The organism is Rhodococcus sp. GXMU-t2271 (genome assembly GCF_041414735.1).
Taxonomy (GTDB): domain Bacteria; phylum Actinomycetota; class Actinomycetes; order Mycobacteriales; family Mycobacteriaceae; genus Rhodococcus; species Rhodococcus indonesiensis.
Genome location: NZ_JAUIZP010000071.1, coordinates 25,225 through 52,170, shown reverse-complemented (window position 1 = coordinate 52,170; position 26,946 = coordinate 25,225). Strand labels below are relative to the sequence as shown.

The 26,946-nt window shown below is 70.0% G+C and carries 23 protein-coding genes, 1 tRNA gene and 1 pseudogene; 14 read left to right on the top strand and 11 right to left on the bottom strand.

The window, feature by feature from the left end:
• Nucleotides 1–118 precede the first annotated feature (118 nt).
• Together QYS60_RS24480 and QYS60_RS24475 are read left to right on the top strand one after the other, a co-directional pair.
• Nucleotides 119–694 carry a sigma-70 family RNA polymerase sigma factor gene (locus tag QYS60_RS24480; RefSeq protein ID WP_010595507.1) on the top strand — a complete coding sequence of 192 codons (576 nt, stop codon included), beginning with the start codon at nucleotides 119–121 and terminating at the stop codon, nucleotides 692–694.
• On the top strand, nucleotides 684–1,427 hold the full coding sequence (locus QYS60_RS24475; RefSeq protein ID WP_371384523.1) for an anti-sigma factor domain-containing protein: 744 nt from the start codon (nucleotides 684–686) through the stop codon (nucleotides 1,425–1,427). Before QYS60_RS24480 ends, QYS60_RS24475 begins: the two co-directional genes overlap by 11 nt.
• A gap of 132 nt (nucleotides 1,428–1,559) precedes the next feature.
• Here the strand turns inward: QYS60_RS24475 and QYS60_RS24470 are convergent, their stop codons facing one another.
• Complete coding sequence (locus QYS60_RS24470; RefSeq protein WP_371384522.1) at nucleotides 1,560–1,979, bottom strand: MarR family winged helix-turn-helix transcriptional regulator; 420 nt, start codon at nucleotides 1,977–1,979, stop codon at nucleotides 1,560–1,562.
• Between the two features lie 74 nt (nucleotides 1,980–2,053).
• Between QYS60_RS24470 and QYS60_RS24465 the strand changes: the two genes are divergently transcribed.
• On the top strand, nucleotides 2,054–4,126 hold the full coding sequence (locus tag QYS60_RS24465) for an MMPL family transporter (RefSeq protein WP_371384521.1): 2,073 nt from the start codon (nucleotides 2,054–2,056) through the stop codon (nucleotides 4,124–4,126).
• A gap of 104 nt (nucleotides 4,127–4,230) precedes the next feature.
• Complete coding sequence (locus tag QYS60_RS24460; protein ID WP_054370885.1) at nucleotides 4,231–4,584, top strand: HPF/RaiA family ribosome-associated protein; 354 nt, start codon at nucleotides 4,231–4,233, stop codon at nucleotides 4,582–4,584.
• A gap of 55 nt (nucleotides 4,585–4,639) precedes the next feature.
• Here QYS60_RS24460 and QYS60_RS24455 read toward each other — a convergent pair whose 3' ends face one another.
• Together QYS60_RS24455 and QYS60_RS24450 are read right to left on the bottom strand one after the other, a co-directional pair.
• A complete protein-coding gene (locus tag QYS60_RS24455; protein WP_371384520.1) occupies nucleotides 4,640–4,996 on the bottom strand; it encodes a DUF2254 family protein in 357 nt (118 codons plus the stop codon).
• A 118-nt stretch (nucleotides 4,997–5,114) separates the two neighbouring features.
• A pseudogene (locus tag QYS60_RS24450) lies at nucleotides 5,115–5,198 on the bottom strand (hypothetical protein); the annotation flags it as partial.
• Nucleotides 5,199–5,650: 452 nt separating this feature from the next.
• On the opposite strand from QYS60_RS24450, the gene lysX reads away from it, so the two are divergent.
• The 4 genes from lysX (at nucleotide 5,651) to QYS60_RS24430 (ending at nucleotide 10,425) form a co-directional block, all read left to right on the top strand.
• Nucleotides 5,651–8,950, top strand: coding sequence for a bifunctional lysylphosphatidylglycerol synthetase/lysine--tRNA ligase LysX (gene lysX / locus QYS60_RS24445; RefSeq protein ID WP_371384519.1), 3,300 nt, complete (start codon nucleotides 5,651–5,653; stop codon nucleotides 8,948–8,950).
• 67 nt (nucleotides 8,951–9,017) lie between these two features.
• A complete protein-coding gene (locus tag QYS60_RS24440; protein WP_371384518.1) occupies nucleotides 9,018–9,617 on the top strand; it encodes a histidine phosphatase family protein in 600 nt (199 codons plus the stop codon).
• 181 nt (nucleotides 9,618–9,798) lie between these two features.
• Nucleotides 9,799–10,143 carry a YtxH domain-containing protein gene (locus tag QYS60_RS24435; protein ID WP_054370877.1) on the top strand — a complete coding sequence of 115 codons (345 nt, stop codon included), beginning with the start codon at nucleotides 9,799–9,801 and terminating at the stop codon, nucleotides 10,141–10,143.
• A gap of 126 nt (nucleotides 10,144–10,269) precedes the next feature.
• The gene (locus QYS60_RS24430) at nucleotides 10,270–10,425 is read left to right on the top strand and encodes a hypothetical protein (protein WP_003936594.1); all 156 of its coding nucleotides are present in this window, start codon (nucleotides 10,270–10,272) and stop codon (nucleotides 10,423–10,425) included.
• Nucleotides 10,426–10,427: 2 nt separating this feature from the next.
• On the opposite strand, the gene QYS60_RS24425 is transcribed toward QYS60_RS24430, so the two are convergent.
• Nucleotides 10,428–10,784: a hypothetical protein gene (locus QYS60_RS24425; protein WP_371384517.1), complete on the bottom strand. Its 357-nt coding sequence runs from the start codon at nucleotides 10,782–10,784 to the stop codon at nucleotides 10,428–10,430.
• Nucleotides 10,785–10,850: 66 nt separating this feature from the next.
• On the opposite strand from QYS60_RS24425, the gene QYS60_RS24420 reads away from it, so the two are divergent.
• The gene (locus tag QYS60_RS24420; protein ID WP_371384516.1) at nucleotides 10,851–11,408 is read left to right on the top strand and encodes a helix-turn-helix domain-containing protein; all 558 of its coding nucleotides are present in this window, start codon (nucleotides 10,851–10,853) and stop codon (nucleotides 11,406–11,408) included.
• 13 nt (nucleotides 11,409–11,421) lie between these two features.
• Here QYS60_RS24420 and QYS60_RS24415 read toward each other — a convergent pair whose 3' ends face one another.
• Nucleotides 11,422–11,715, bottom strand: a complete 294-nt coding sequence (locus tag QYS60_RS24415; RefSeq protein ID WP_054370876.1) for a putative quinol monooxygenase — start codon at nucleotides 11,713–11,715, stop codon at nucleotides 11,422–11,424.
• Nucleotides 11,716–11,777: 62 nt separating this feature from the next.
• Between QYS60_RS24415 and QYS60_RS24410 the strand changes: the two genes are divergently transcribed.
• Nucleotides 11,778–12,692 carry an SDR family NAD(P)-dependent oxidoreductase gene (locus tag QYS60_RS24410; protein WP_371384515.1) on the top strand — a complete coding sequence of 305 codons (915 nt, stop codon included), beginning with the start codon at nucleotides 11,778–11,780 and terminating at the stop codon, nucleotides 12,690–12,692.
• 40 nt (nucleotides 12,693–12,732) lie between these two features.
• On the opposite strand, the gene QYS60_RS24405 is transcribed toward QYS60_RS24410, so the two are convergent.
• The 5 genes from QYS60_RS24405 to QYS60_RS24385 form a co-directional block, all read right to left on the bottom strand.
• Nucleotides 12,733–13,644, bottom strand: coding sequence for a cutinase family protein (locus QYS60_RS24405; RefSeq protein ID WP_371384514.1), 912 nt, complete (start codon nucleotides 13,642–13,644; stop codon nucleotides 12,733–12,735).
• Nucleotides 13,645–13,738: 94 nt separating this feature from the next.
• Entirely contained in the window at nucleotides 13,739–14,536 is a 798-nt protein-coding gene (locus QYS60_RS24400; RefSeq protein ID WP_371384513.1) for a PE-PGRS family protein, read from the bottom strand.
• Between the two features lie 204 nt (nucleotides 14,537–14,740).
• On the bottom strand, nucleotides 14,741–16,192 hold the full coding sequence (locus QYS60_RS24395) for a glutamate synthase subunit beta (protein ID WP_371384512.1): 1,452 nt from the start codon (nucleotides 16,190–16,192) through the stop codon (nucleotides 14,741–14,743).
• Nucleotides 16,185–20,780, bottom strand: coding sequence for a glutamate synthase large subunit (gltB, locus tag QYS60_RS24390; protein WP_003936602.1), 4,596 nt, complete (start codon nucleotides 20,778–20,780; stop codon nucleotides 16,185–16,187). Before gltB ends, QYS60_RS24395 begins: the two co-directional genes overlap by 8 nt.
• A gap of 311 nt (nucleotides 20,781–21,091) precedes the next feature.
• Complete coding sequence (locus tag QYS60_RS24385; protein WP_003936603.1) at nucleotides 21,092–21,643, bottom strand: TetR/AcrR family transcriptional regulator; 552 nt, start codon at nucleotides 21,641–21,643, stop codon at nucleotides 21,092–21,094.
• 55 nt (nucleotides 21,644–21,698) lie between these two features.
• On the opposite strand from QYS60_RS24385, the gene QYS60_RS24380 reads away from it, so the two are divergent.
• From QYS60_RS24380 to QYS60_RS24370, 3 genes are all read left to right on the top strand, one after another.
• Entirely contained in the window at nucleotides 21,699–22,727 is a 1,029-nt protein-coding gene (locus tag QYS60_RS24380) for an FAD-dependent monooxygenase (RefSeq protein ID WP_371384511.1), read from the top strand.
• A 125-nt stretch (nucleotides 22,728–22,852) separates the two neighbouring features.
• The gene (locus tag QYS60_RS24375; RefSeq protein WP_371384510.1) at nucleotides 22,853–24,499 is read left to right on the top strand and encodes an acetolactate synthase; all 1,647 of its coding nucleotides are present in this window, start codon (nucleotides 22,853–22,855) and stop codon (nucleotides 24,497–24,499) included.
• Between the two features lie 487 nt (nucleotides 24,500–24,986).
• A complete protein-coding gene (locus QYS60_RS24370; protein WP_054370867.1) occupies nucleotides 24,987–25,307 on the top strand; it encodes a hypothetical protein in 321 nt (106 codons plus the stop codon).
• 65 nt (nucleotides 25,308–25,372) lie between these two features.
• Here QYS60_RS24370 and QYS60_RS24365 read toward each other — a convergent pair.
• Nucleotides 25,373–25,458, bottom strand: a tRNA-Leu gene (locus tag QYS60_RS24365).
• 188 nt (nucleotides 25,459–25,646) lie between these two features.
• Here QYS60_RS24365 and QYS60_RS24360 point away from each other — a divergent pair.
• Nucleotides 25,647–26,930, top strand: a complete 1,284-nt coding sequence (locus tag QYS60_RS24360) for an FhaA domain-containing protein (RefSeq protein WP_289380060.1) — start codon at nucleotides 25,647–25,649, stop codon at nucleotides 26,928–26,930.
• Nucleotides 26,931–26,946 lie beyond the last annotated feature (16 nt).

The following is a 26,946-nucleotide window of genomic DNA, read 5'->3' as shown; positions in this document are numbered from 1 at the left end:
GCTCGATTCGACCCTTGCCCCGCCCCCCGGCCCCGGCCGTCCGGACGGCCCGCCGGCGGATGGCTTGAGCCGCCCGAATCGCCCGACTAGGCTTTCGCTCGATGAGCGGACAGAGCCGATGACCGGCGTCGGCGGACGTACCGACACACTCGACGCGCTGCTCGCGCGCGTAGCGGCGCAGGATGCGGCTGCATTCGCCGAGTTCTACGACCTGACCCGCGCCCGGGTGTACGGCATGATCCTGCGGGTCCTGCGCGATCCCGGCTACAGCGAGGAGACCGCGCAGGAGGTCTACCTGCAGGTCTGGCGGTCGGCCTCCGGGTTCGACGCCGCGCAGGGTTCCGCGCTGTCCTGGCTGATCACCCTGGCGCACCGCCGTGCCGTCGACCGGGTGCGGTCCGAACAGTCCGGGGCCGACCGCGAGGCCCGCTACGGCGCGAGCAACGTCGACTCGGCGTTCGACGTCGTCAGCGAGGAGGCGGCCCGGCGCGAGGATCGGCAGCAGGTCACCCATTGTCTGGGCACGCTGACCGATCTGCAGCGGCGGTCCGTCGAACTGGCCTACTACGGCGGTCTGACGTACCGCGAAGTGTCCGAACAACTTTCGGTCACGCTACCGACCGTGAAATCGAGAATCCGCGACGGACTACTCCGTCTACGCAAGTGTCTGGGGGTGCAGGGCGATGAGGAGTGAGGCCCGGCCCGGTTTCGGCGATTCCGACCGCGAACTGATCGACCTCGCGGTCGTGTATGCGCTCGATGCGGTATCCGATGCCGAGCGCCGCGACATCGAGGCCCGGGTCGCCGGAGCCGATCCCGAAGTGGTGACGGCGTTCGACCGGGAGACGGCGGCCGTGCGGGAGACGATGGCGACGGTGTCCGCGTCGACGGCCTCCGAGCCGCCGGCACGTCTGCGTGAGCGCCTGCTCGACGCGGTCGCGGCCGAGTCCGGGGCGCCCGCCGCACCGGTCTCGCTGGACGAGCGGCGCAACCGGCGACGTAACTTCCTGCTCACCGCGGCGGCCACGATCCTGGTCGCCGTGGGTGGATTCGCCGTCGTGACCCAGCTGCAGGAGGAGCCCGCGACCACTTCGGAGCAGGTGTTCGCGGCGGAGGACGTGCGCACCACCTCGGGTGAGATCGAAGGCGGCGGAGTTGCCACGGTGGTGTACTCGAAGGAAGCCGACGCCGGTGTTCTGGTGATGAACAATGTGGCCCCGCCCGCCGAGGGCAGTGTCTACCAGATGTGGCTGATCACCCCCGAGGGCCCGGAATCCGCGGGCATCATGGACGCCGAGGCGGTGGCCCCGTCCACCACGGCCGTCCTCGAGGGTGTCGGGCATTCGACCGCGCTGGCCTTCAGCGTCGAACCGCCGGGTGGGTCGACGCAGCCGACGCAGATCTTCGCGCAGTTGCCGCTGAGCTGACCCGCCGGACGGACCTGCCCGCCTCGTCGTGGCAGGTCGCCGCAGCCGCGGTGCGGCGGGTCGACACAGCCGCGGCGCGGCAGGTCGACACAGCCGCGGTGCGGCGGGTCAACGCAGCCGCGGTGCGGCAGGTCAACGCTGTGCCGATCGGACCAGTTCGATCAGAAGGGAGCGCAGGGTGCCGGGGTCGGATACCACCGCGGTCGGTTGCGCATCGGTGCGTTCGAGTTCGATCATCGCCCGGTACAGCTCGTTCCCCGACTCGGTGATCTGCACCCGCATGCGCCGCTCGTCGGCGGGATCGACGGTGCGGGTGACGAGGGCGGATCGCTCGAGGTGCTCGACGGTCCGGCTCATCGTCTGGTCGGTCACCCGGCACGCCCGGGCGATCTCCCGCTGGGAGCGAGGTCCGTCGGCAATCGTATGCAGGGCCACCAGCCCGGCGTGGGTGAGACCGTGAGCGCGCAGAGTCGATTCCCAGGCCTGTTCCACCAGCCGGGCGGCCGTGGACAGCAGCCGGCCGGTCGGCCAGCTCTCGAGATCGTCGGTCATGAGATACCTTTTCAGTATTGTTCAGCTCGCTGAGTAAAATGGGCTCGGCGTAGTCGCATTCTCCTGGAGGAAGATTGAACACCGTCACCGCGCCGGCTCGTTCACCTCGCCGCATCCGCTGGCTGCTGCCCGCGGTGCTGCTCATCGCGTGGCTCGCGATCGCGGGCGCCGGTGGGCCCTTCGCCGGCAAGCTCAGCGACGTCCAGCAGAACGACAACAGCTCCTTCCTCCCGGCGTCCGCGGAATCCACGCGGGCGGGCGAACTCTATGCGGACTTCACCGACACCCGGTTCGTGCCCGCGATCGTCGTGGCCGAACGTCCGTCCGGCATCACCCCCGACGATCTCGCCTACCTCGCGGGAGCGGCCGTCGGCCCACCGCCGGTTCCGTCGCAGGACGGTCAGGCCGCCCGGCTGATCGTGCCCGTCGACAGCACCGGAGAGGTGGGCGAGGCCGTCGACGAGTTGCGCACGCAACTTGCGAACCCACCCGAGGGACTGACGGTCTACGTCACCGGTCCCGCCGGGCAGATCGCGGACCTGACGACGGCGTTCGAAGGCATCGACGGTCTGCTGCTGCTGGTCGCCGGTGGCGTGGTCCTGCTGATCCTCGTCGTCGTCTACCGCAGCCCGCTGCTGCCGTTCGTGGTGATCCTCTCCGCGGTGTTCGCCCTCGCACTGGCGAGCCTGCTGGTGTACCTGCTGGCCGACGCCGGTGTCATCGCCCTCAACGGGCAGAGTCAGGGCATCCTGTTCATCCTCGTCTTCGGCGCCGCGACCGACTACGCCCTGCTGCTGGTGTCCCGGTACCGCGAGGAACTGCGTCTCGAACAGGACCGGTTCGCCGCGATGCGCACCGCGTGGCGGGCGACGCTGGAGCCCATCGCGGCGTCGGCGGGCACCGTCATCGCCGGCGTGCTGTGCCTGTTGCTGTCCGACCTGAACTCCAACCGCGGCCTCGGTCCCGTCGCCGCGATCGGCATCGTCGCCTCGTTCGTCGCCTCCATGACCTTCCTGCCGTCCGCGCTCGTGCTGCTCGGCCGCGCCGCGTTCTGGCCCAAGCGGCCCACCGTCGACCCCGATGCCGATCGCGACGACCTCGCCTCGGCGCACCGGTTCTGGAGTGCCCTCGCCCGGAGGGTCGGCGCCCACCCGCGCCGGATCTGGGTCGTGTCGAGCATCGTGCTCGTCGGCTTCGCGATGCTGCTCCCCCAGTTCAAGGCCGACGGCGTCGCGCAGTCCGAGATCTTCCTGCTCGAGACCGAGTCCGTGACCGGCCAGGAGGTGCTCGGCAGGCACTTCGATGCGGGCACCGGATCGCCCGCGGTGATCATCACCCGTGAGTCCGCGGCCGGCGACGTCGCAGCCGCCGCCCGCGTCGAGGGCGTCACCGAGGTGGTGCCGGTGACCGGGCCGGACGGCGCGACGACCGTCGTCGACGGCCGCGTCGCCCTGCAGGCGACCCTCTCGGATCCGGCCGACTCGCTGGCCGCCGAGAACACCGTCGAACGCATCCGCGACGCGGTGTCCGTGATCCCGAACGCCGAAGCCCTGGTAGGGGGCAACTCGGCCGTGGACCTGGACACCAAGAACACCGCCACCCGCGACCGCACGGTCATCATCCCCGTCGTCGTGGCCGTGGTGCTGCTGATCCTCGTGCTGCTGCTGCGCGCGATCGTCGCGCCGGTGCTGCTGATGCTGACGGTCGTCGTGTCCTTCGCCGCCACCCTCGGGGTGTCCTCGCTGGTCTTCGACCACCTGCTCGGCTTCCCCGGCGCCGACCCGGTGGTTCCGCTGTTCGGCTTCGTCTTCCTCGTCGCGCTGGGCATCGACTACAACATCTTCCTGATGACCCGGGTGCGGGAGGAGAGCGCCCGCGTGGGTACCCGGCGCGGCACGTTGCGGGCCCTGACTGTGACCGGCGGCGTGATCACCTCGGCGGGCATCGTCCTGGCCGCGACGTTCTCGGCACTGGCGGTGATCCCGCTGCTGTTCCTCGCGCAGATCGCGTTCATCGTCGCGTTCGGCGTGCTGCTCGACGCCCTGCTGGTCCGGTCGTTGCTCGTACCCGCCCTGACCATCGACATCGGCAAGCGGGTGTGGTGGCCGAGCGCGCTCTCCCGCCGCGAACCCGAGACCGCCGACTAGACGGGTTGCCGCCCGCCGTCGCGCTCGGGTGGAATCGGAGCGGACGCGGTGCGAAGCCCGGGAATCCCCCGGCCGTACCGCCGGACCGAGAAGGAGACAGATCCATGCAGATCCAGCTCAACAAGGACAGCCACATCCAGATCGACGACGACATCGCCGACCGCCTCGAGAGCGAACTGGCGTCCGCGGTCGAGCGGTTCGCCGACCGGATCACCCGGCTCGAGATCCATCTCAGCGACGAGAACGCCGGGAAGTTCGGCACCACGGACAAGCGGTGCCTCCTCGAGGCACGCATCGCCGGTCAGCAACCGATCGTCGTCACCCACAACGCCGGCTCGGTGAAGGAAGCGTTCGACGGTGCCGTCCACCGACTGCGCAGCCTGCTCGATTCCAAGCTCGGCCGATCGACCGACCACAAGGGCGGTCCCTCCATCCGCCACATGGGCACCGAGGAGTAACGGCTGCGACCCGGAATCCGCGCGGGAACACCGGGCGGATTCCGGGTCGCGCGAGTCACGCGCGACGGCTCGGTCCGCCTCGCGTTCGGCCGGGTCGACCGGCGACGCGGCCACGGCCGGAACCGGGCGAGGTCCTCGGGGTGGTGCCCCGGCTCGGCGGCCACGGACTCCCCGAGGTGGACCGCAGTTGCATCGTGCGCGTGTCGGAGATCTCCACCGCGGACTCGAGCCGGCGACGGAGCCTGTCGGCACTGTCCGGGACCGGCCAGACGCGCAGCAGCACTTCGCCACGATGGGTGTAGGCGCCGGGACGCGTTTCCAGGCGCACCATCGTCGACGGGGGTACCGACGCGAGGAGATGCTCGGTCGGCGCCTGGGTGACCCAGCCGTCCCGGACCGCCGGCACCGTCATGATCGCGTCGGAATCCGGCCGGGGCCCCGCCGCCGCCGGGATTTTCCGTGCGGCTCTCCCGGACCGCCGCGTCGAGCACCCCGTCCGCTTCACCCGCGATCGTGCGCACCACCTCACCGACCTGCAGGCCGTGCGCGAGCCTGTCGAGATAGGCGACGATCAGGACGACGGTGGCCACCGTCAGGACCAGGGCCACGGTCATCGACGCCCCCGGCGCCGGTTCGGCAGCCTCGGCTCCCACGTGCCGCAGCGTCAGTCGCGCCGTTGCTGCTCACCTGCACCGCCCATCCTGCGACGTCGGTGGGGAAGGTGCGGTCGAGGTACGCGGTGCCCTCGGCGAGGATCACCCCGGCGGCGACGATCAACGTCGGCAGCGCGAACAGGCTCTCGCGAAATCGGTACGCGGCAGCCGCCATACGCAGCTGCGGCTGCGGTCTCGGACGGACTCTCATACCCGCCGACGCTGTCTGCCGTCGGGCTCGCGTGGCCGGGTGCCGACGCCCACTGCTGTTCCGTCCGTTGTCGTGCGCTCGGCGTATTCCCGACGGTGGGTCACCACGTCCGAGGTGGGAGGCGATCCGTCGACACGACGGATTCGCGCCGAATTGTCGGTTCCGAGCAGCACGAGGTCCTGTGCGGCGCTACCGTCGACGCATGTCAGCGGACGTTGCTGCGGCACCTGCGGCGCACCCCCACCTGTCTGCCCGGCCCCGCGGCCGCCTGAACTCGGTCCCGCACGTGGTGGGCCTGACCCTCGGGATCTTCGCCTTCGCGGTGGCCCTGTGGTCCATCTCCCCCACCCTGCGCTACTTCGTCCACACCCCACGCGAATACGTCGACACCTACCTGTTCGACGCTCCCGACACCAGCCTGTCGTATGCACTGGTGCTCGGTCTGCTCGCGGCGGCCCTGGCCAGCCGCAAGCGGATCGCATGGTGGATCCTCACCGTCTACCTGGCCGGATTCGCGATCTACAACGGGTACGTGGCGGTGTCGGAGCGCGACATCGACGCGGCGATCGCTCTCGTGGTGCAGGTCGCGGTGGTGGGGATCCTGCTCGCGGCGTACCCGGAGTTCTACACGCGGGTCCGGCGCGGCGCGGTGTGGAGATCGCTGGGTGTCCTCGTCGCCGGCCTGGCCGCCGGGACCCTGATCGGGTGGGGCCTGGTGGAACTGTTTCCCGGCACCCTGCCGCCCGACGAGCGGTTGCTGTGGGCGGTCAACCGGGTCACCGCCCTGTCCCTGCTCGACAACGATCAGTTCAGCGGGCGCCCACACGGATTGGTCAACACCCTGCTCGGTCTGCTGGGGGCGCTGGCGCTGATCGCGGCCGTGATCGTGCTGTTCCGGTCGCAGCGGGCGACCAACGCACTGACCGGGAACGACGAGTCCGCCATCCGGGGGCTGCTCGAGCGGAACGGCGACGATTCGCTGGGCTACTTCGCGACCCGCCGCGACAAGGCGGTGGTCTTCGCGCCCAGCGGTAAGGCCGCGGTGACCTACCGCGTGGAGGTCGGCGTGTGTCTCGCCAGTGGCGATCCCATCGGAAATCCGGAGGCGTGGCCGCACGCAATCGACGAGTGGCTCGCGCTCGCCCGGGGATACGGCTGGGCGCCGGCGGTGATGGGGGCGAGCGAGGCCGGGGCCACCGCCTATCGCCGGGCCGGTCTGACGGTCCTGCAACTGGGCGACGAGGCCGTGCTCCACACCACGGGGTTCTCGCTCTCCGGCCGGGAGATGCGGCCCGTACGCCAAGCGGTGACGCGTGCGCACAAGCAGGGCGTGACGGTGCGCATCCGCCGGCACCGGGATGTTCCGGAGGCCGAAATGGCGCAGGCGATACGCCTTTCCGACGACTGGCGCGACACCGAGACCGAACGCGGATTCTCGATGGCGCTCGGGCGGCTCGGTGATCCGCTCGACGGGCAGTGCCTGCTCGTGGAGGCGACGGTCCACGGCGAGGTGGTGGCGTTGCTGTCCCTCGTCCCGTGGGGAGCCGACGGCGTGTCGCTCGACCTGATGCGGCGGAATCCGCAGGCTCCCAACGGCGTCGTGGAGATGATGGTCTCGGAACTCGCCGCCCACGGCGGCGAGTTCGGGATCACCCGGATCTCGTTGAACTTCGCGGTGTTCCGCTCGGTGTTCGAGGAGGGCGCACGGATCGGTGCCGGGCCGGTGCTGCGGCTGTGGCGTTCGGTACTGGTGTTCTTCTCCCGCTGGTGGCAACTCGAGGCGCTGTACCGATCGAACGTGAAGTACCAGCCCGAGTGGGTGCCCCGGTTCCTGTGCTTCGCGGACAACCGGGTGCTGCCCCGGGTCGGGATCGCGTCGGCGATCGCCGAGGGCTTCCTCACGTTGCCCAGCTTCGGCCGGGAGCGGAGCGCCCGCCGCCACACCGGAACCCACACGTCCGCTCCTCCGGCGCTCGTCGAGACCGGCACGCTGCGGGAGGACGGCAGCACCCCCGCCGCCCTGCCGGTGCCGGAGTCGCGCAGCGGCCCCCGCCGTCCGGAGCAGGTGCGGGTGCGGATGGCGAAACTCGAACGGCTCGTCGAGGCGGGTGTCGACCCGTATCCGGTGGCGAACCCGCCGTCGCACACCTGCGCGGCGGCGCTGACCGCGCCCGAGGGCACCGCGGTGCGGATCGCCGGTCGTATCCTGCGGCTCCGCGACTTCGGCGGCGTGCTGTTCGCGGTGGTGCGGGACTGGTCGGGGGACGTGCAGATCCTGGTCGACCGCAGTCGCGTCGGCGGCCGCCGGTTCGTGTTCGACCTCGGCGACCTCGTCGAGGTGAGTGGGGTGACGGGCCGCAGCCGCAGCGGTGAGCTCTCGGTGCTCGCGGAGGACTGGCGGCTCGACGGCAAGTGCCTGCACCCGCTGCCCGACAAGTGGCGCGGCCTGACCGATCCGGAGGCCCGGGTGCGGCAGCGGTACGTCGACCTCGCGATCAACCGCACCGCGCGCCGGTTGCTCGCGGCACGCAGCGCGGTCGTGCGGTCGCTGCGCGAGCAACTGCAGGCGCGGGGCTACCTCGAGGTGGAGACCCCGATCCTGCAGCCCGTGCACGGCGGCGCCAACGCGGCGCCCTTCACCACCCACATCAACGCCTACGACCTCGACCTGTACCTGCGGATCGCACCCGAGTTGTATCTCAAACGGCTGTGTGTGGCAGGCATGGAAAGGGTCTTCGAGATCGGCCGGGTGTTCCGCAACGAGGGTGCGGACTTCAAGCACAACCCGGAGTTCACCATTCTCGAGGCCTACGAGGCACACGCGAACTACGAGGTCATGCGGGTGCTGGCCCGCGAGCTGATCCAGGCCGCGGCCGTCGCGGCCCACGGACGTGAGGTGATCGTCCGGCCCGGCCCCGACGGGACGCCCGTCGAGATCGACATCTCCGGCGAGTGGCCGGTGAAGACGTTCCACGGGGCGGTCTCGGACGCGCTCGGCACCGAGATCGACGCGCAGACCCCCGTCGAGGAGCTGCGCCGGCTGTGCGACGAGCACGAGATCCCGTACAACCCCGAGTGGGATGCCGGTGCGACGGCGCAGGAGATGTACGAGCACCTCGTCGAATCCCGCACCGAGTTCCCCACCTTCTACACCGACTTCCCCACGTCGGTCTCCCCGCTCACCCGCCCGCACCCCACCAAAGAGCTCGTCGCCGCCAAGTGGGACCTCGTCGCGTGGGGAATCGAGCTGGGGACGGCGTACAGCGAACTGACCGACCCGATCGATCAGCGGGCGCGGCTCACCGAGCAGTCGCTGCTCGCCGCGGGGGGCGACGAGGAGGCGATGGAACTCGACGAGGATTTCCTGCAGGCGCTCGAGCACGCCATGCCGCCCACCGGGGGTCTCGGGATGGGGGTCGACCGGATCGTCATGCTGATCACGGGCGGCAGCATCCGCGAGTCCCTCGCCTTCCCCCTCGCCAAGCCCCGCGCACGGCGGTGAGTGCCGGTTTCACGTGAAACACCGGGCCGACCGAGCGCGCGATCGGTCGCCGTGCGATCGTGGTGACGTGCAGCTTCTCCTGATTCGACACGCCCTACCCGAGATCTCCCGGGTCAGCGAGGGACGCGCCGACCCGTCGCTGACCGACGAGGGCCGCGCACAGGCCGCGCGGCTGCCCGCCGCACTCGAGCCCTACCGGATCGCGCGGGTGTTCAGCAGCCCGCAACGCCGCGCCCTGGAGACCGCCGCGCCGCTCGCCGAGGCCCGTGGGCTCCCCGTCACCCGGCTCGAGGGCCTGGCGGAGTACGACTACCACCTCGACCACTACATTCCGTTCCACCTCGCGCAGGAACTCGCCCCGGACGCCGTGGCACGCATCCGCGCAGGTCACCTACCCGACTTCGTGGATGCGGACGAATTCCGCACCCGCGTTCTCGCCGCTACCCAGCACATCGTCGACACCTGCGCGCACGACGACACCGTCGCCGTGTTCGCCCACGGCGGTGTCGTCAACGTCCTGCTCCAAGACCTGCTCGGGCTCGACCGGCCGCTGATGTTCCCCATCGAGTACACCTCGGTGACCCGCATCCTCGTCTCCCGCACCGGTGCCCGGCGGGCGGCCTCGGTCAACGAGACCGGGCACGTGCGCGACATGCTGCGCGTCTGATCCGTTCGCCGTAACCGGTGTGAACCGGCTCGGATCCGGGTATCGGTACGACGTGGGCGGAACCGCGACGAGGCGGCCGCCGCGAGGGCGTAGCAGCCGGGCGGTAGGTAGCCGTCGGGCCGCGACCACCGCCCGGCGTCGACGACGCCGGGCCCCGAGATTCGACGAGCAGGAGATTGCCATGATGAGAGCTCTAACCTTCGCCGCCGGTGCCGCCGTGGGCTTCGTGCTGGGCACCAGGGCCGGGCGTGAGACCTACGAGAAGATGCGCGATCAGTCCGTTCAGCTGTGGAACAAGCCCGAGGTGCAGCAGAAGGTCACCGAAGCGAAGGAGACCGTGCAGGAGAAGGCGCCCCAGGTGCAGGAGAAGGCCGGCGACCTGGCGAAGAAGGCCGCCGAGAAGGCGCACATCTCTGGTGGCGGCAACATGGCTCCCGACGCCGCCGGGGGCGGACCGGCTGTGACTCCCCCGGCCGCGGGCGCACCGATCGTCCCGCCTCCGACCGAGGGCAAGCACTCCCTCTAGCGCCCCGACGCATACCGGCCCGGTGCCGCATCGGGTGAGGTCCGGTGCGGCACCGCCGGGTGCACTCGCGTACGGGCACACCGAGCCCACGCAGGCGGGGCTCACACCATCGATTCAGGAGGCGACATGACCCGACCCGACGGCGACGGCGACCCTGCCACCGCAGACACCGACAGCGGCTCCCGAGGTGCCGACGACGACGTCCTGTCCGATCCGGCCGAGTGGGCCGGGGAAGGCGGTGCCACCGACGAGGGCCCGTCCACCGACGTCGAGAACGGGTGAGATCAGGCGCGCGCCGCACGGGTTCGCAGTCGCTCGGCCCACTGCTGGGCGTCGTCCACGCCGATGACCAGGGCGTCGCGCTTGTGCCCCGATAGTTCGATGCGCAGGGCGGGCTGCCCGCGCCGCACGGCGACGAGTTCGTTGCGACCCCGCGCGCGCCAGGTGCCGATCTTGCGGACCCCCGGCAGCCCGAGCCCGGGAGCGCGCATTCCTCGCGTCGCGGCGAGACCGTCGACGTGGACCTCGACGTCTCGGACGGCATCCAGGGGGACGTCGACGTCGCGGATCAGTCCCGCGATCTTCTCGAAGCGCGTGAAGCGCAGTGTCAGGGTTCCGTGGTCGATGCTGAGCGTCGTCATGACTCTCATTGTTCTCATTGTTGAGAACAATGTCAATCATGAGAGCATTGACGCGTGGGAGGAGACATGACCACCGCGGAACTGTTGTTGCATCCTGTGCGCCTGCGGATCGTCCAGGCACTGCTCGGCGACCGCACCGCCACCACCGCGCAGCTACGTGCCCTCGTCGACGACGTCCCCGCCGCCACCCTCTACCGGCAGATCGCGACCCTCACCGGTGCCGGAGTCCTCGAAGTCGTCGCGCAGCGCCGCGTCCGCGGCGCGGTCGAACGCACCTACCGTCTCGTTGCCGAACGCGCGCACATAGACGGACAGGAGGCGGCGGCGATGAGCACCGAGGACCATCGGCGCGCCTTTCTCGCCTTCACCGCGCAGCTGCTCGCCGACTTCGACGCGTACCTCGACGACCCGGCGCGGCGGGATTTGGCCGAGGACGTCGTCGGATACCGGCAGGCAGCCCTCGATCTGAGCGACGAGGAGGCTCTCGCCCTGGTCACCGAGATGCGGCAGTTGCTGACGCGCTACCTCGAGCTGGGGCCCGGTCCGGGCCGGCGCCGACGACTGCTGAGCACCGTCGTCGTACCGGCCCGCGACGTGTCGGGCCAGGAATCCGGGGAGCGATGACCGGCCGGCGCGGCTACGCGACGGCCGTGAGCGGATGGATCACCGGAGCGGACGCGAGATGCTCCCCCACCGTCGCCAGGGCGGACGTGACATGTCGGGAGGTCATGTGTGCGTCGAGCGCCTCCTGACCCGACCAGACCTCGACCGTCACGAATGTGCCGGGCGCCGAGCCGGATTCGAACAGCTCGTACGAGACGCAGCCGTCCTCGTCGCGGCTCGCCGCGGCCAGCGCCACCAGCGCGCCGCGCACCGCGTCCTCCGAACCGGGCTTCGCCGGAATGGTTGCCACCACACGCAGTTCCGTCATTGCTCGACGGTACCGCGTGCGGTTGCCGTGCACGAGCGGCTCGGACGAGGAAGATGTAGCCCATGAGATCGCGGCTCGCGGAGATGCGTCGATGGCGCGCAGGGACGGTGGTACATCAGCGTCTGCACGACCTGACCGGGACGCTCGTCGTGGTCACCGGGGCGGGCAGCGGCATCGGCCGCGCGACGGCCCGGGCGTTCTCCGACGCGGGGGCGATCGTCGTGGTCGCCGACCGCAACGTCGACACCGCCCGCGAGACCGCCGAGATGCTCAACGCGCCCGTCCCCGGCGGCGGCGGCTCGCGAGCGGTCTTCGGTGGCGGCGCGCACGCCTACGAACTCGACGTCGCCGACGAGGAGCAGGTGCGGCGGTTCGCCGCGACGGTCCGTTCCCAGCACGGCGTGCCGGACGTGGTCGTCAACAACGCCGGGATCGGCGTGATCGGCGCGTTCACCGCCACACCGCAGCAGACATTCGAGCACGTCATGGACGTCAACTTCTGGGGCGTGGTGTACGGGTGCCGGGCGTTCGGAGACCAGATGCTCGAGCGCGGCACCGGGGGTCACATCGTCAATGTCGCCTCGGCGGCGGCGTTCACCCCGCAGAAGAGACTCGTCGCCTACTCGACGAGCAAGGCCGCGGTCCTGATGTTCACCGAGTGCCTGCGGGCCGAACTGATGGTCCACGGGATCGGCGTGAGCGCGATCTGTCCGGGGCTCGTGGGCACGAACCTGGTTCCCGGTGCCGAGATGGTGGGCCTCGGCGTACCGGAGCAGCGCACGCTCCGCGAGCGGGTCACGGCGCTGTACCGCACGCGCAGCTACCCGCCGTACAAGGTCGGCGAGGCGATCGTCGCCGCGGTGCGGCACAACCGCGCGCTGGTGACCGTGACGCCGGAAGCGAAGACCCTGCGGTGGGTGAGCCGGCTCGCCCCGGAGGCGATGCGATTCGGTGCTCGCTTCGAACCGAACACCTGAGCCTCGCGCGTGACCGTGCGTCCCGGCTCGCGACGCACCGTCAGACCTTGGACGCCAGCCAGTTCCGCAGCCACGTCGTCGCCGAGATGCCGTTCGGCTCGACGGCGTAATTCGTGTAGTCCTGGTGGATCTGCGACTCGTAGAACTGTCGGATCTTGATCTCGCGCTCGTCGTTGGCCTGCTCGGTGAGCTGGGACTGCAGGATGGGCAGCCCGCCCGCGCTCATCAGGTCCAGGTAGATCGCGTCGGCCTCGGCGCGGTACCGGTCGATGGCGGACGGGTCGCCCCCGGAGGCCATCGCGAGGAAACCCGCAGCGCGGGTTACGAAATCGTCCTTGGGTGTCGAACAGTACAGGTCGCCCACGGCGCAGAAGGTGCGGACGTCGCCGCTGACGAACCCGAATCCGCCGATGCGGGGCCCGCCGGCGCCGTTACCCGCGACGGGCGGTCCGATCAGGATGTCCGCCTCGGACCGACGGGGGTCGGAGAGCAGGCCGACCGCGGCAAGCCGATGCGGCGGGACCACACCGAAACCGGTGCCGATCTCGGCAGCGAGGTCGCCGGCCGCGTCGGCGCCCTGGCTGTAGCCGACGAGCGCGAACCGTGCCTCGGGACATGCGGCCGCGGTGGCGGCGATGATCCCGCGGGCATTGTCGACGGCCTGCTGCCGTGACACGCCGTAGACGTCGCCTTCCCACGGGAAGGCCGTCGCGGCGTACCGGACGTAGTCGACCCGGGCCCCGGCGGGAAGTCCGGAGGTGACCGCCGCGAGCATGCCGTTGCCTCGCTGCGGCGCGGGCGTGTTCGAGGTTTCCCACGTGCCCGGCACGGCAACGACCTGGAGCGACGGGCACCCGGCCGGATCCGCCTGGACCGCGGGAGCCGACACCACCGACCCCACTACGGTGGCCGCGGCGGCCGCCACCAGCGTCAATGCACTTCTCAGCCTCACCGCTGCCCCCTGAGGTCTCCTGCCGATCTCGACGTCGTCACGAAATGATGCACATGCAATATGACACAGAGATGAACGAGACGGGAGACCTTCTTTACTCCCGCAGGACGGTCACCGCTCCCCCACCGATGTTGGTGACGAACACGTTCCCCGCCCCGTAGTCGACTGCCGTCCCCACGGTGCCGCGATCGACGACCCGTTGTAGCTGCCCCGGACGGTCCACGACGGTCACCGCCGAACCCCCGATGTTCGTGACGAAGACGTTGCCGGTCAACGGATCCGTGACCACGACGCCGGGCGGAAGCACCTCCGGCGGCAGCGGACCGGCCGCCGCATCGTGGTCCGCGATCGTCACGTGGCCGGCACCGAGGTTCGTCACGTAGACACCGTCCGTCCCGGCGTCGAGTGTGAGTTCCGGGGTGAGATCCGCGAGCGGCGAGGCCGCCGGGCTCGGCGCAGCCGGGGGCGGACCCGCCAGGACCCGGTCACGGTCGACAGTCACCGTACCGACGCCGAGGTTGGTGACCGCGACGTTGCCGTTACCGCCGTCCACGCGCATCTCGACCGGTGCTCCGGACGGCGTCGCAGCGGCGGCCGGGCGCGGCGGCACGGACACGGTCACGACGCCAGGCCCCAGGTTGGTGATGCACGAATTACCCGCTCCCCCATCGACTCCGAGGAGCCGAAGGCCGTCGTACCCGACCACGGGCGGCGCCTGCGGAACGCCGTCGACGGTCACGGCACCGCCGACGTTGCGCACACACTCGCCGGGGACCTGCGCGCCGGCAGGGGCGGCACCCAGGGCCGCCACGGTGCCGGCGCCGAGGACACCTGCCGCAAGTGATCGTCTCGTGATGCGGTGACCTATGCGCATCGTGATGCGGTGACCCATGCGCACGACCATAACGCGCGGACCGTCCCGAACGGACGAAACGGGAAAGGGCGCGCCCACCGGATTTCCGGCGGACGCGCCCCGCGCGCTCAGCGCTGCCGCAATCGAGCGCTCAGCGCTGCCACACCCGAGCGCTCAGCGCTGCCGCAATCGAGCGCTCAGCGCTGCCACACCCGAGCGCTCAGCGCTGCCGCAATCGAGCGCTCAGCGCTGCGGCATCGTGGTGGTGGTGATCGGCGAAGGGAGCACCGTTGCGCCCTCGAGGTACCGATCGACCGCCGCCGCGCAGGAACGACCCTCCGCGATGGCCCACACGATGAGCGACTGACCACGGCCCATGTCACCGGCGACGAAGACGCCGTCGACGTTGGTGGCCCACTCCGTCGAGCGGGCGACGTTGCCGCGCTCGTTGAGGTCCACGCCGAGGTCGGTGAGCAGGCCCGGCTTCTCGGGGCCGACGAAGCCCATGGCCAGGAGCACCAGGTCGGCTTCGAGCTCGAAGTCGGTCCCCTCGACCTTCTCGAAGCGGCCGTTCACCATCTGCACCTCGTGCGCCTTCAGGGCGGCAACCTTGCCGTCCTTGCCGACGAATTCCTCGGTGTTGACGGAGAACACGCGCTCGCCGCCCTCCTCGTGCGCGGAGGACACCCGGTACATCAGCGGGTAGGTCGGCCACGGCGTCGATTCGGCGCGCTCCTCCGGCGGGCGCGGCATGATCTCGAACTGGTGCACGCTGGCCGCGCCCTGACGGTGCGAGGTACCGAGGCAGTCGGCGCCGGTGTCACCGCCACCGATGATGACGACCTTCTTGTCCTTCGCCGTGATGGTCGGCTCCGGCAGGTCGCCGAGCTGCACCCGGTTGGCGATCGGCAGGAACTCCATCGCCTGGTGGATGCCGTCGAGCTCACGCCCCGGAATCGGCAGGTCACGAGCCTCGGTGGCACCACCGGCGAGCACGACCGCATCGAACTGCTCGCGCAGCTGATCGGCAGTGATGTCGACACCGACGTTCACGCCCGTCTCGAAGACGGTCCCCTCGGCCTCCATCTGCGCCAGACGGCGATCGATGACGGCCTTCTCCATCTTGAACTCGGGGATGCCGTAGCGCAGGAGACCACCGATGCGGTCCTCGCGCTCGAACACGGTCACCGCGTGGCCGGCGCGGGTGAGCTGCTGCGCCGCAGCCAGACCCGCCGGACCGGAGCCGACGACCGCGACCTTCCGGCCCGTCAGCTTCGACGGCATGACCGGTGCGACCCAGCCCTCGTCGAAGGCCTTCTCGATGAGCTCGACCTCGACCTGCTTGATGGTCACCGGATCCTGGTTGATGCCCAGGACGCAAGAGGCCTCACACGGCGCGGGGCACAGCCGGCCGGTGAACTCCGGGAAGTTGTTGGTGGCGTGCAGACGTTCGATGCCGTCGTCCCATTTGCCCTTGTAGGCCAGGTCGTTCCACTCGGGAATCAGGTTTCCGAGGGGACAACCGTTGTGGCAGAACGGGATACCGCAGTCCATGCAGCGGCTGGCCTGGACCTGGAGGGTGTCGAGCGGGAACGGCTCGTACACCTCCTTCCAGTCGAGCAGCCGCAGCGGAACGGGCCGGCGAACCGGCGTCTCCCGCGAGCCGTGCTTGAGGAAGCCGCTTGGATCACCCACGAGCGGCCTCCATGATCGCCTCGTCCACGTTCGCGCCTCGAATCTCGGCGTCCTTGATAGCCATGAGTACCTTCTTGTAATCGCGAGGCATGACCTTCGCGAAGTGGCTGACCTGCTGCGACCAGTCGGCCAGGATGCGGGCTGCAACCTCGGAGCCCGTTTCGTCACGATGGCGCTCGATGGCGCCCTTGAGCCAGAGGAAGTCCTCGCCCTCGAGGTCCTCGAGGTCGACCAGCTCGGTGTTCAGGTTCGCCTCGAAGTCGCGGTCCGGGTTGTACACGAACGCGACGCCGCCCGACATGCCGGCGCCGAAGTTGCGGCCGGTCTTGCCCAGGATGACGACCTTGCCACCGGTCATGTACTCGCAGCCGTGGTCGCCGACACCCTCGACGACGGCCGTGGCACCCGAGTTACGTACCGCGAACCGCTCACCCGCCACGCCGCGGATGAGGGCCTCGCCACTGGTGGCACCGAACAGGATCACGTTGCCGGCGACGATGTTGTCCTCGGCGACGAAGCCCGGCGCCGCGTTGAGCGGCGGGCGGACGACGATCCGGCCGCCGGACAGGCCCTTGCCGACGAAGTCGTTGGCGTCGCCGAACAGCCGCAGCGTGATGCCCTTGGGCACGAACGCACCGAAGCTGTTGCCGGCCGAACCGGTGAACGTGATGTCGATCGTGTTGTCCGGCAAACCTTCCCCGCCGTACACCTTGGTGAGCTCGTGACCGAGCATGGTGCCGACGGTGCGGTTGACGTTGGCGATCTTGGTCTCGATCGTCACCGGCGTACCCGACTCGAGAGCCGGCCGGGCCTGGGTGATGAGCTCGTTGTCGAGCGCCTTGTCCAGCGCGTGGTCCTGCTCCTTGGTGCAGTGCAGGTCCTGCTCGCAGAAGATCGGCGAACGAGTCTGCTCGAGCAGCGGCGACAGGTCCAGCTTCGAGGCACGGTAGTGGTCGACGGCCTTGGTGGTGTCGAGCATGTCGACGCGCCCGATCGCCTCGTCGAGGGAGCGGAAGCCCATCTCGGCCAGGTACTCGCGCACCTCTTCGGCGACGTAGAGCATGAAGTTCTCGACGAACTCCGGCTTGCCGGTGAATCGCTTGCGCAGCACCGGATTCTGCGTCGCTACGCCCACCGGGCAGGTGTCGAGATGGCACACGCGCATCATGATGCAACCGGACACCACCAGCGGAGCGGTGGCGAAACCGAATTCCTCACCGCCGAGCAGGGCGGCGACGACGACGTCGCGGCCGGTCTTCATCTGCCCGTCCACCTGTACGACGATGCGGTCGCGCAGACCGTTGAGCAGCAGCGTCTGCTGCGTCTCGGCGAGACCGAGCTCCCACGGCGCACCCGCGTGCTTGAGCGAGGTCAGCGGGGACGCGCCGGTGCCGCCGTCGTGACCGGAGATCAGCACCACGTCGGCATGCGCCTTCGACACGCCCGCGGCGACGGTGCCGACGCCGATCTCGGAGACCAGCTTCACGTGGATGCGGGCCTGCGGGTTGGCGTTCTTCAGGTCGTGGATCAGCTGCGCGAGATCCTCGATCGAGTAGATGTCGTGGTGCGGCGGGGGCGAGATCAGACCCACACCCGGCGTCGAGCCACGCACCTCGGCGACCCACGGGTACACCTTGTGCGGCGGCAGCTGGCCGCCCTCACCCGGCTTGGCGCCCTGCGCCATCTTGATCTGGATGTCGGTGCAGTTGGTCAGGTAGTGCGCGGTGACACCGAACCGGCCGGAGGCGACCTGCTTGATCGCCGAGCGCCGCCAGTCACCGTTCTCGTCCGGGGTGAAGCGGTCCGGATGTTCGCCGCCCTCACCGGAGTTCGAGCGGCCGCCGAGACGGTTCATCGCGATCGCGAGGGTCTCGTGCGCCTCCGCGGAGATCGAGCCGTAGCTCATCGCGCCCGTGGAGAACCGCTTGACGATCTCGCTGGCCGGCTCGACCTCCTCGAGCGGCACCGCCGGGCGCTCTCCCGTACGGAACTGGAACAGGCCGCGCAGCGACGCGAGCCGCTCCGACTGGTCGTCGACGAGCTTGGTGTACTCCTTGAAGATCGAGTACTGCCCGGTGCGGGTGGCGTGCTGGAGCTTGAACACCGTGTCCGGGTTGAACAGGTGGTACTCGCCCTCCCGGCGCCACTGGTACTCGCCGCCGACCTCGAGCTCGCGGTGGGCGTGCTCGGAGGGACGGTCCATGAAGGCGAGCGAGTGCCGGGCGGCGACGTCCTGGGCGATCTCGTCGAGGCCGATGCCGCCGAGCTGCGACTGCATCCCGGTGAAGTACTCGTCGACGATCTCCTGCGACAGGCCGATCACCTGGAACAGCTGCGCACCGGTGTAGGAGGCGAGGGTGGAGATGCCCATCTTGGACATCACCTTGAGCACGCCCTTGGACGCGGCCTTGATGTAGTTCGCGAGTGCCTTGTCGAGGGTGATGCCGTCCGGCAGGTCGCCGTTCTGCAGCAGCTCGTCGATGGTCTCGAAGGCCATGTACGGATTCACCACGGCCGCACCGAAACCGCACAGCGCGGCGATGTGGTGCACCTCGCGGGCGTCGCCGGCCTCGACCAGCAGCCCCACCTTGGTGCGGGTCTTCTCGCGGACGAGGTGGTGGTGCACCGCCGAGGTGAGCAGCAGCGACGGGATCGGGGCGAGGTTCTCGTCGGACTCCCGGTCCGAGAGCACGATCAGGCGAGCGCCCTTGTCGATGGCCTCGGAGACCTGTGCGCGGATGTTCTCGAGCGCGCGGCGCAGACCCTCGCCGCCCTCGGCGACGGGGTACAGACCGCGGACGATGACGCTGTTGAAGCCGGGGAACTTTCCGTCGTCGTTGACGTGGATCAGCTTCTGCAGGTCGTCGTTGTCGATGACCGGGGCCGAGATCAGGATCTGCCGGCACGATTCGGCGGTGGGGTTCAGCAGGTCGCCCTCGGGGCCGAGCATGCCGCCGAGGCTGGTGACGACCTCTTCGCGGATCGCGTCGAGCGGCGGGTTGGTGACCTGCGCGAACAACTGCGAGAAATAGTCGAAGAGCATGCGCGGACGCGAGGAGAGCACCGCGATGGGAGTGTCGGTGCCCATCGAACCGAGCGCCTCACCACCCGTCGCCGCCATCGGCTTGACGAGCAGGTTGACCTCTTCGCTGGTGTACCCGAACACCTGCTGCCGCAGCACGACCCGCTCGTGCGACATGTAGGTGTACTTGCTCTCGGGCAGGTCCTCGAGCCGGGCGATGCCCTGGTCGATCCACTCCTGGTAGGGGTGCTCGGCGGCGAGGGCGCTCTTGATCTCCTCGTCGTCGATGATGCGGCCCTGCGAGGTGTCGACGAGGAACATGCGGCCGGGCTGCATGCGCAGCTTGCGCACGACCTTCTGCGGCTCGATGTCGAGCACGCCCACCTCGGAGGCCATGACGACGAGGCCGTCCTCGGTGACCCACACCCGCGACGGGCGCAGGCCGTTGCGGTCGAGGACGGCGCCGACGACGGTGCCGTCGGTGAAGCACACCGACGCCGGGCCGTCCCACGGCTCCATCAGTGCCGCGTGGTACTCGTAGAACGCGCGGCGGGCCGGGTCCATGGACTCGTGCCGCTCCCACGCCTCGGGGATCATCATGAGCACGGCGTGCGGCAGGCTGCGGCCGCCGAGGTGCAGGAGCTCGAGCACCTCGTCGAAGCGGGCGGTGTCGGACGCGCCCTCGGTGCAGACCGGGAAGATCTTGTCGAGCTTCTCCCGGCCACCGAACACGTCGGAGTCGATGAGCGCCTCGCGGGCACGCATCCAGTTGGCGTTGCCGGTGACGGTGTTGATCTCGCCGTTGTGGGCGACGCGGCGGAACGGGTGCGCCAGCGGCCACGACGGGAAGGTGTTGGTGGAGAAGCGCGAGTGCACCAGGCCCAGTGCCGACTCGACGCGCTCGTCCTGCAGATCGCGGTAGAAGCCCTCGAGCTGCGGCGTGGTGAGCATGCCCTTGTAGACGAAGGTCGACGCCGACAGGCTGGGGAAGTACACGGTCTCGCTGCCGGGGCCGTCCTGGCCGGCGCCCTTGCTGCCGAGCTCGTGCTCGGTGCGCTTGCGGACCACGTAGGCCCGGCGCTCGAGGTCGAGTCCGCCGAGGGTGCGGTCGGGCGAGGTGAGGAAGATCTGACGGAAGCTCGGCATGGCCTGCTTCGCCAGCGTGCCCAGGTCGGAGGGGTCGACGGGAACCTCGCGCCAGCCGAGGACCTGCAGGCCCTCCTCGGCGACGATCGCGTCGACGGCGGCGACGGCTTCGTCGGCAGCCTTCTCGTCCTGGGGCAGGAAAGCGATACCGGTGGCGTAGAAGCCGGCCGGCGGTAGGTCGAAGTCGACGACCTCACGGAGGTAGCGGTCCGGAACCTGGATGAGGATGCCGGCACCGTCGCCGGTGTTCGACTCGGAACCCGCGGCACCGCGGTGCTCGAGGTTCACCAGCGCGGTGATCGCCTTCTCCACGATGTCCCGGCTGCGGCGACCATGCATGTCGACGACGAATGCGACACCACAGGCGTCGTGCTCGTTCGCCGGGTGGTAGAGCCCTTGCGGCCCGGGAAGATGCTTCATACCTAGCCTTCGTTGCGTTTGACTGCAGCGACGACCAGCAGCGCTGATGGCCATCTACTTGCGTGAGCAAGTACCGACACCTGGTGGATCGGCACCGATCACCGTTCAGTATCCGCCCTTCCGCGACGATGCGGGTGCCATTTTTTCGGCAGCTCGGGCCGGATCTCCCGGTCGGCTTGGACGTCGTGTGTCCACCGTGTTGCACACAACGATATGTCAGCCGCCGGGGGACGACGCAACCAAGGCTATCCTATCCATCCCTAACGACCCGGTGACCGCCCGTTAACACGCGGTTGACGCAGGGCCCCGCCTCACCGCAGCGCGCGTACCAGCCGGCGGAGGTCGTCGCGCGGGTCGGAATCCGCATTCTCCGAGGTCAGCCGGTGCAGGATCATCCCGTCGAGGTGGTCGGCGAGGATGCGTGACCCGCCGGCGGGATCCGCGGAGCCGAGAGCGGCGAGCACCGTGAGCCCCATGCCCTGCAGTTCGTCGCGCCGTCGCTGCACGGACCGTCGCAGCGACGGCGAGGCGGTGGCCTCGACGAACAGGGCGAACCGGGCCCGGGTACGCAGTGCATCGGGACCTGTCGCGAACATCACGTATCCCGCGAGCACGTCGACGAGTTCGTCCTCGGTGCGCGGGAGGTTTCCACCCCCCAGGGCGGCGATGTCGGACCGGTCGCGCTCGACGAGACGGTCGAGGACGCCCTCGAGCAGGGCCCGGCGCGTGCGGAAGTAGTTCGACGTGGAACCGGCCGGCGCGCCGGCGACCGCGTCGACGCCGCGATGGGTGAGCCCGCGCAACCCCTCCCGGCCGAGCAACTCGATCGCGGCGTCGAGGACCGCGGCACGTTTGTCGGTCACCTCTCGACACTACAACAGTAGTGACACGGCACTACATCCGTAGTAACTTGACGTCATGACCAGGAGCAACAGCGGAAAGGCCGCGATCCTCGGCGGAGGCATCGGTGGGCTCACCGCAGCGAACGCACTCGTCCGGCGGGGCTGGCACGTCGACGTGTTCGAGCGCTCCCCCGCGTTGCCGGCCACCGGGACAGCACTGGGGATGTGGCCGACCGCGCTCGACGCTCTCGCCTCGGCAGGGCTCGCCGGCGCCGTCGAGCGCCTCGGCGTCGCCCTGGACCGTGGCGCGATCGTCCAGCCCGACGGACGCCCGCTCGCGCGGATGCGCACCCGGCGGCCGGCCGTACTGCTCTCGCGACCGGCACTGCTGGGTCTGCTCGCCGCGAGTCTGCCCGGCGAGGTGCTGCGGCTCGGCCGGCCCGCCCCGCCACTGACCGAGCTCGGCGGCTACGACGTCGTGATCGGCGCGGACGGCCTGGGCAGCCCGACCCGCGACACACTCTTCGGGCCGGGTCACCGGCCCGTCCACGCGGGCCTCGCGGCCTGGCGCGGCTGGGTCGACGGCACCGCGGACACCGCGACCGAAACATGGGGCGCGGGCGCACTCTTCGGGATCACTCCCCGCGAGGGTGGCCTGATCAACTGGTTCGCCGCGGTCCGCGCGCCCGTCGGCACCACCGGCGGCGCCGACGACCTCGTCGCCCGGTTCGGCGAGTGGCATCCGGCCGTGCGCGACGTACTCGACCGTCTGGACCCCGCAACCGTGCTCCACCACGAGATCTACCAGTCCCCGCCGCTGCCGTCGTACGTGCGCGGCAACGTCGCGCTGCTCGGCGACGCCGCCCACGCCATGACGCCCAACCTCGGCCGAGGAGCCTGCGAGGCGATCGTCGACGCGGCCACCCTCGCGGAGCTGCTCGCCCGGTTCGAGGTGCCCGAAGCGCTCGTCCGCTACGACCGGGCGCGGCGCCGCACCACCCGGCTCCTCGTGCGGGCGTCGTACGCCGCGAGCCGGGTGGCGACCGCCGGACGCGGGACGGCCCTGCGCGACGCGGTGCTGCGACTCGCGCCGCAGCGGGCGTGACACTCCGTCTGCGTCATTGTATCCACCTGTACTACAACGCTTTTCGATACGTGTTCGCGGTCCGGCGCGGACGGAGTTCACCGAACCCGCCCCACGGCACTGCCCGCACCCGTACCCTTCGCGCCATGAGCCCGGACCTCGAGGGCCACGGCGGCGACCACGCCGCCGCGGTGGCCCGCGCCCACGGTGTCGAGACGATGTTCACCCTTTCCGGCGCGCACGTGTTCCCCCTGTACGACGCCGCCGTCAAAGGCGCGGCACGCATGCGGTTGATCGACGTGCGACACGAGCAGACCGCGGTGTTCGCCGCGGAGGCCACGGGCAAGCTCCTCCGGCACCCCGGACTGGCCGTGCTCACCGCCGGGCCCGGAGTGACGAACGGTGTCAGTGCCGTCACCCAGGCGTACTTCGCGGGTTCACCGCTGGTCGTGCTCGGCGGCCGCGCACCCAACGCCCGCTGGGGCACGGGCAGCCTGCAGGAACTCGACCAGCCGCCGCTGCTGTCCACCGTCACCAAGCTGTCCGAGACGGCGAGGACGCTGGACCGCGTGGGTCCACTGGTCGACGAGGCGTTCGGTACGGCCCGCGCGTCGCACCGGGGGCCGGCATTCGTGGACGTGCCGATGGACGAACTGTTCGGACGTGCCACGCTGCCGTCGCCGTCGCCGCCGACCGTGGTCCGGCTCGAGCCCGATTCCGAGGCACAGGCGGAGATCGCCGCCCTGCTCGCCGGGGCGCAGCGGCCGTTGCTCGTGCTGGGCACCGACGTGTGGGCCGATCACGCCGAGGAGGCGGCGCTGCGGTTCGTCGACGAGGTCGGGATCCCGGTGATCACCAACGGCATGGGCCGGGGCGTGGTCCCCGGTGGGCACCCACTACTCGTCACCAAGGCCCGCGGCACCGCGGTGGGGACCTGCGATCTGGCGATCGTCGTGGGCACGCCGCTGGACTTCCGCCTCGGCTACGGCCGGTTCGGTGGACGCGACGGCGCGCCCGCGGCCCGGGTGGTGCACGTGGCCGACTCACCGGGGCAGGTGTCGGCACACGCCGAACTCGCCGCCTCGGTATCCGGCGATCTCACGGCCTGCCTCGACGGCATCCTCTCGGCGCTGCCCTCGCGTCCGGACACGGACGCCTGGGTGCGGGGCCTGCGCGAGGAAGCGACGGCCGCCGCTCAGCGCGACGCGACCCTTCTGGCTGCCGACACCGACCCGATCCACCCGGCCCGGATCTACGGGGAACTGCTGCCGCGGCTGGCCGACGACGCCGTGGTCATCGGGGACGGTGGCGACTTCGTGTCGTTCGCGGGCAAGTTCGTCGAACCGAAGCGGCCCGGCCAGTGGCTCGATCCCGGGCCGTACGGATGTCTGGGCGCCGGGCTCGGCGCGGCCGTCGCGGCGCGCGTGGCACGGCCGGCGAGTCAGGTGGTGCTGTTGCTCGGCGACGGCGCGGCCGGGCTGTCCCTGATGGACCTCGACACCCTGGTGCGGCACGAACTGCCCGTGGTGATCGTGGTGGGCAACAACTCGGCATGGGGGCTGGAGAAGGGCCCGATGCAGCTGCTGTACGGCTACGACGTGGCCGCCGACCTGGCACCCGGCACGCGGTACGACCTGGTGGCGACGGCGCTGGGCGCGGGCGGCGAGCTGGTGACGGATCCGCGGGAGCTCGGTCCGGCGCTGGACCGGGCATTCGCGTCCGGGGTGCCGTACCTGGTGAACGTGCTGACGGACGTCACTGCGGCGTATCCGCGGGGCACCACCGGAATCTGAGCGCGGGCGAAAACTGTGGGCCGCACTGTGGACAACTTCGAGGTCAGCCACAGCGGCGGTGAGCGGGCGGATTCCGCGTCCAGCGGGAGGTTGTCGTCGAACCCACTCGGCCGATGCCGCGAGATCCTCCCTCTCGGCTCACAGCAGGCTGCGGGGCGTCTCGCGGGTCCGTCGACATCCCCGCCCCCGCGGGAAGGTGACAACCCCACAAATAACAACTGACCGCAGCGAGTAAATCAGCTGCGGTCAGCGGTATCGAAAGGGTAACAGGCAGTTGTTAGGGTACGGAAACAAAAGTTCCGTGAAGTGAGTCACAGCAGGTTTGACCCTGGCCGACACCGGGAACCGTCCCGTGAACAGTTGCGCGGAGACGTCCGTCACGTAACGACTGATTGAACACTCAACCATCTGGGAAAACGTCCCGAATCGGGCAGAACAGACCGTGCATCCTGCATGTAATCCGCTCCGAGATGCCAGACTGCTCGCCATGAGCACGACCCGCACCGCAGTCCCGAACCCACGCCACGGCGCGACGAGCCTGACGGATCTCGCGGCCGCCGCCGACGAGCACACCGTCGCCGATGTCCACCAGGGGCAGGTGTTCCTCGGCATCCTCCATCGCGAGAACGACAGCGTCACCGCGGCACTCACGACCGCCGAGACCTGCGCACGGATCGAACGCGGCAGCGGCTCCGTCGCCGCCGCACAGCGGTACGAGTCGGAGGTCCGGCGGTTACGCGAGACCCAGCGGGAGCTGCACTGCATGATCGCGAACCTGCGGGCACGCTTCGCGACGTCCGGCTCCTGAGCGGACACACCGAGCGGCCCGACAACGACTCGGGCCCCCGATCCGCGAGGATCGGGGGCCCGATGTGGTGGGCGAAGGGGGACTTGAACCCCCACGTCCCGAAGGACACTGGCACCTGAAGCCAGCGCGTCTGCCATTCCGCCACTCGCCCGAGCGACTGGAAAACAGTAACACACGCCCTCGGCGAACAACGATTCGCCTGCACAGAGGCCTTTCCGGTCGCTGCGCCGGGCCGTGGGAGCGGGGCCGCCCCCACCACCCGGCCGGATCGGACGAAAAGTCGATACCATTCAGAAGCGAGCTCTGCATTGCGACACGCAGACCGGAAAGGGGGTCGCCGTGGGTATCGCGCAGCGATTCGAACGCAAGCTGCAGGCTGCCGTCAGCGACGTGTTCGCGCGCGTCTTCGGTGGCGGCGTCGTCCCGCAGGAGGTGGAGGCCGCGCTTCAGCGCGAGGCCACCGACGGCGTCCAGCAGCTCGACCGGGGCCACATGCTGGCCCCCAACCGGTACGTGATCACGATCAGCGAATCCGATCACGAAGCCCTCGCCGCGGATCGGGACTTGACGGTGAAGGCGTTCGCGCGTCACCTTGAGGACTTCATCCGCGAGCAGGGGTGGCAGACCTACGGTCAGATCCAGGTCGGCTTCGAATCGTCGGCGGCGCTGCACACCGGGCAGTTCCGCACGCACGGGTCGGTCGACCCCGACGTCGGGCGCGCCCCGGCCTCACGGACACCGCACCACCGTTCAACCGTGACCCCCGACCCAGGAGTTGGCTCGATGACGCAGAATCCAGGCTACGACCCAAGCCGTGACCCCGCCGAGAGCGCCGAGCCGCAGTACGCGCGGAACGGTCACGCACACGTAGGCCAGGATCAGCGCTACCAGCAGGGCCAGCGGAACGGCGGGGCGTATCCCTCAGCGCAGGCACCGTACGGCGGCGAGCAGCAGGGCGGTTACGACGCCGGCGGGTACGACCAGCAGGGCTACGGCGCGCCCGGCGGGCACGAGGACCGGGGCTACGGCGAAGACCGGGGTTACGGCGGCTACTCCGGACAGGCGTACAGCCAGGACTACGGCCGTGACTACTCACCGCAGTACCCGTCCCAGCAGGCCTACGGCGACGACCGCTACCAGGGCGGATACGCCCAGCCCGGTGGTTACGACCAGGGCTACCCGGATCAGGGCTACGGCCAGCAGGGCTATGCCGGACAGGGCTACCCCGACCAGGGGTACGCGGACCCGGGTTACGGCCAGCCGGGCTACCCCGAGCAGGGGTACGCAGACCAGGGCTACGGCGCCGGCGCGTACCAGCCTCCGCAGGCCGGCCGGGTGCTGACCGCGACGCTCCAGCTCGAGGACGGCAGCGGACGCTACTACCAGCTCCGGGAGGGCAGCAACATCGTCGGACGTGGGCAGGACGCCCAGTTCCGGCTGCCGGACACCGGCGTTTCCCGCCGCCACATCGACATCCGCTGGGACGGGCAGGTGGCCATGCTCTCGGATCTCGGCTCGACCAACGGCACCACCGTCAACGGTGCGTCCGTGCAGGACTGGCAGCTCGCCGACGGCGATGTGATCCGGGCGGGTCACTCGGAGATCCTGGTGCGCATTCTCTGAGCGCCGAGGACCGAGA

What these genes read in the sequence shown, in the direction of transcription:
- QYS60_RS24400 (WP_371384513.1), bottom strand. Translation starts at nt 14,536, where the DNA reads ATGGGTCACCGCATCACGATGCGCATAGGTCACCGCATCACGAGACGA.
- QYS60_RS24420 (WP_371384516.1), top strand. Translation starts at nt 10,851, where the DNA reads ATGACCACCGCGGAACTGTTGTTGCATCCTGTGCGCCTGCGGATCGTC.
- QYS60_RS24455 (WP_371384520.1), bottom strand. Translation starts at nt 4,996, where the DNA reads ATGACGGTGCCGGCGGTCCGGGACGGCTGGGTCACCCAGGCGCCGACC.
- QYS60_RS24435 (WP_054370877.1), top strand. Translation starts at nt 9,799, where the DNA reads ATGATGAGAGCTCTAACCTTCGCCGCCGGTGCCGCCGTGGGCTTCGTG.
- QYS60_RS24410 (WP_371384515.1), top strand. Translation starts at nt 11,778, where the DNA reads ATGAGATCGCGGCTCGCGGAGATGCGTCGATGGCGCGCAGGGACGGTG.
- gltB (WP_003936602.1), bottom strand. Translation starts at nt 20,780, where the DNA reads ATGAAGCATCTTCCCGGGCCGCAAGGGCTCTACCACCCGGCGAACGAG.
- QYS60_RS24480 (WP_010595507.1), top strand. Translation starts at nt 119, where the DNA reads ATGACCGGCGTCGGCGGACGTACCGACACACTCGACGCGCTGCTCGCG.
- lysX (WP_371384519.1), top strand. Translation starts at nt 5,651, where the DNA reads ATGTCAGCGGACGTTGCTGCGGCACCTGCGGCGCACCCCCACCTGTCT.
- QYS60_RS24470 (WP_371384522.1), bottom strand. Translation starts at nt 1,979, where the DNA reads ATGACCGACGATCTCGAGAGCTGGCCGACCGGCCGGCTGCTGTCCACG.
- QYS60_RS24380 (WP_371384511.1), top strand. Translation starts at nt 21,699, where the DNA reads ATGACCAGGAGCAACAGCGGAAAGGCCGCGATCCTCGGCGGAGGCATC.
- QYS60_RS24475 (WP_371384523.1), top strand. Translation starts at nt 684, where the DNA reads ATGAGGAGTGAGGCCCGGCCCGGTTTCGGCGATTCCGACCGCGAACTG.
- QYS60_RS24425 (WP_371384517.1), bottom strand. Translation starts at nt 10,784, where the DNA reads ATGACGACGCTCAGCATCGACCACGGAACCCTGACACTGCGCTTCACG.
- QYS60_RS24430 (WP_003936594.1), top strand. Translation starts at nt 10,270, where the DNA reads ATGACCCGACCCGACGGCGACGGCGACCCTGCCACCGCAGACACCGAC.
- QYS60_RS24375 (WP_371384510.1), top strand. Translation starts at nt 22,853, where the DNA reads ATGAGCCCGGACCTCGAGGGCCACGGCGGCGACCACGCCGCCGCGGTG.
- QYS60_RS24460 (WP_054370885.1), top strand. Translation starts at nt 4,231, where the DNA reads ATGCAGATCCAGCTCAACAAGGACAGCCACATCCAGATCGACGACGAC.
- QYS60_RS24370 (WP_054370867.1), top strand. Translation starts at nt 24,987, where the DNA reads ATGAGCACGACCCGCACCGCAGTCCCGAACCCACGCCACGGCGCGACG.
- QYS60_RS24415 (WP_054370876.1), bottom strand. Translation starts at nt 11,715, where the DNA reads ATGACGGAACTGCGTGTGGTGGCAACCATTCCGGCGAAGCCCGGTTCG.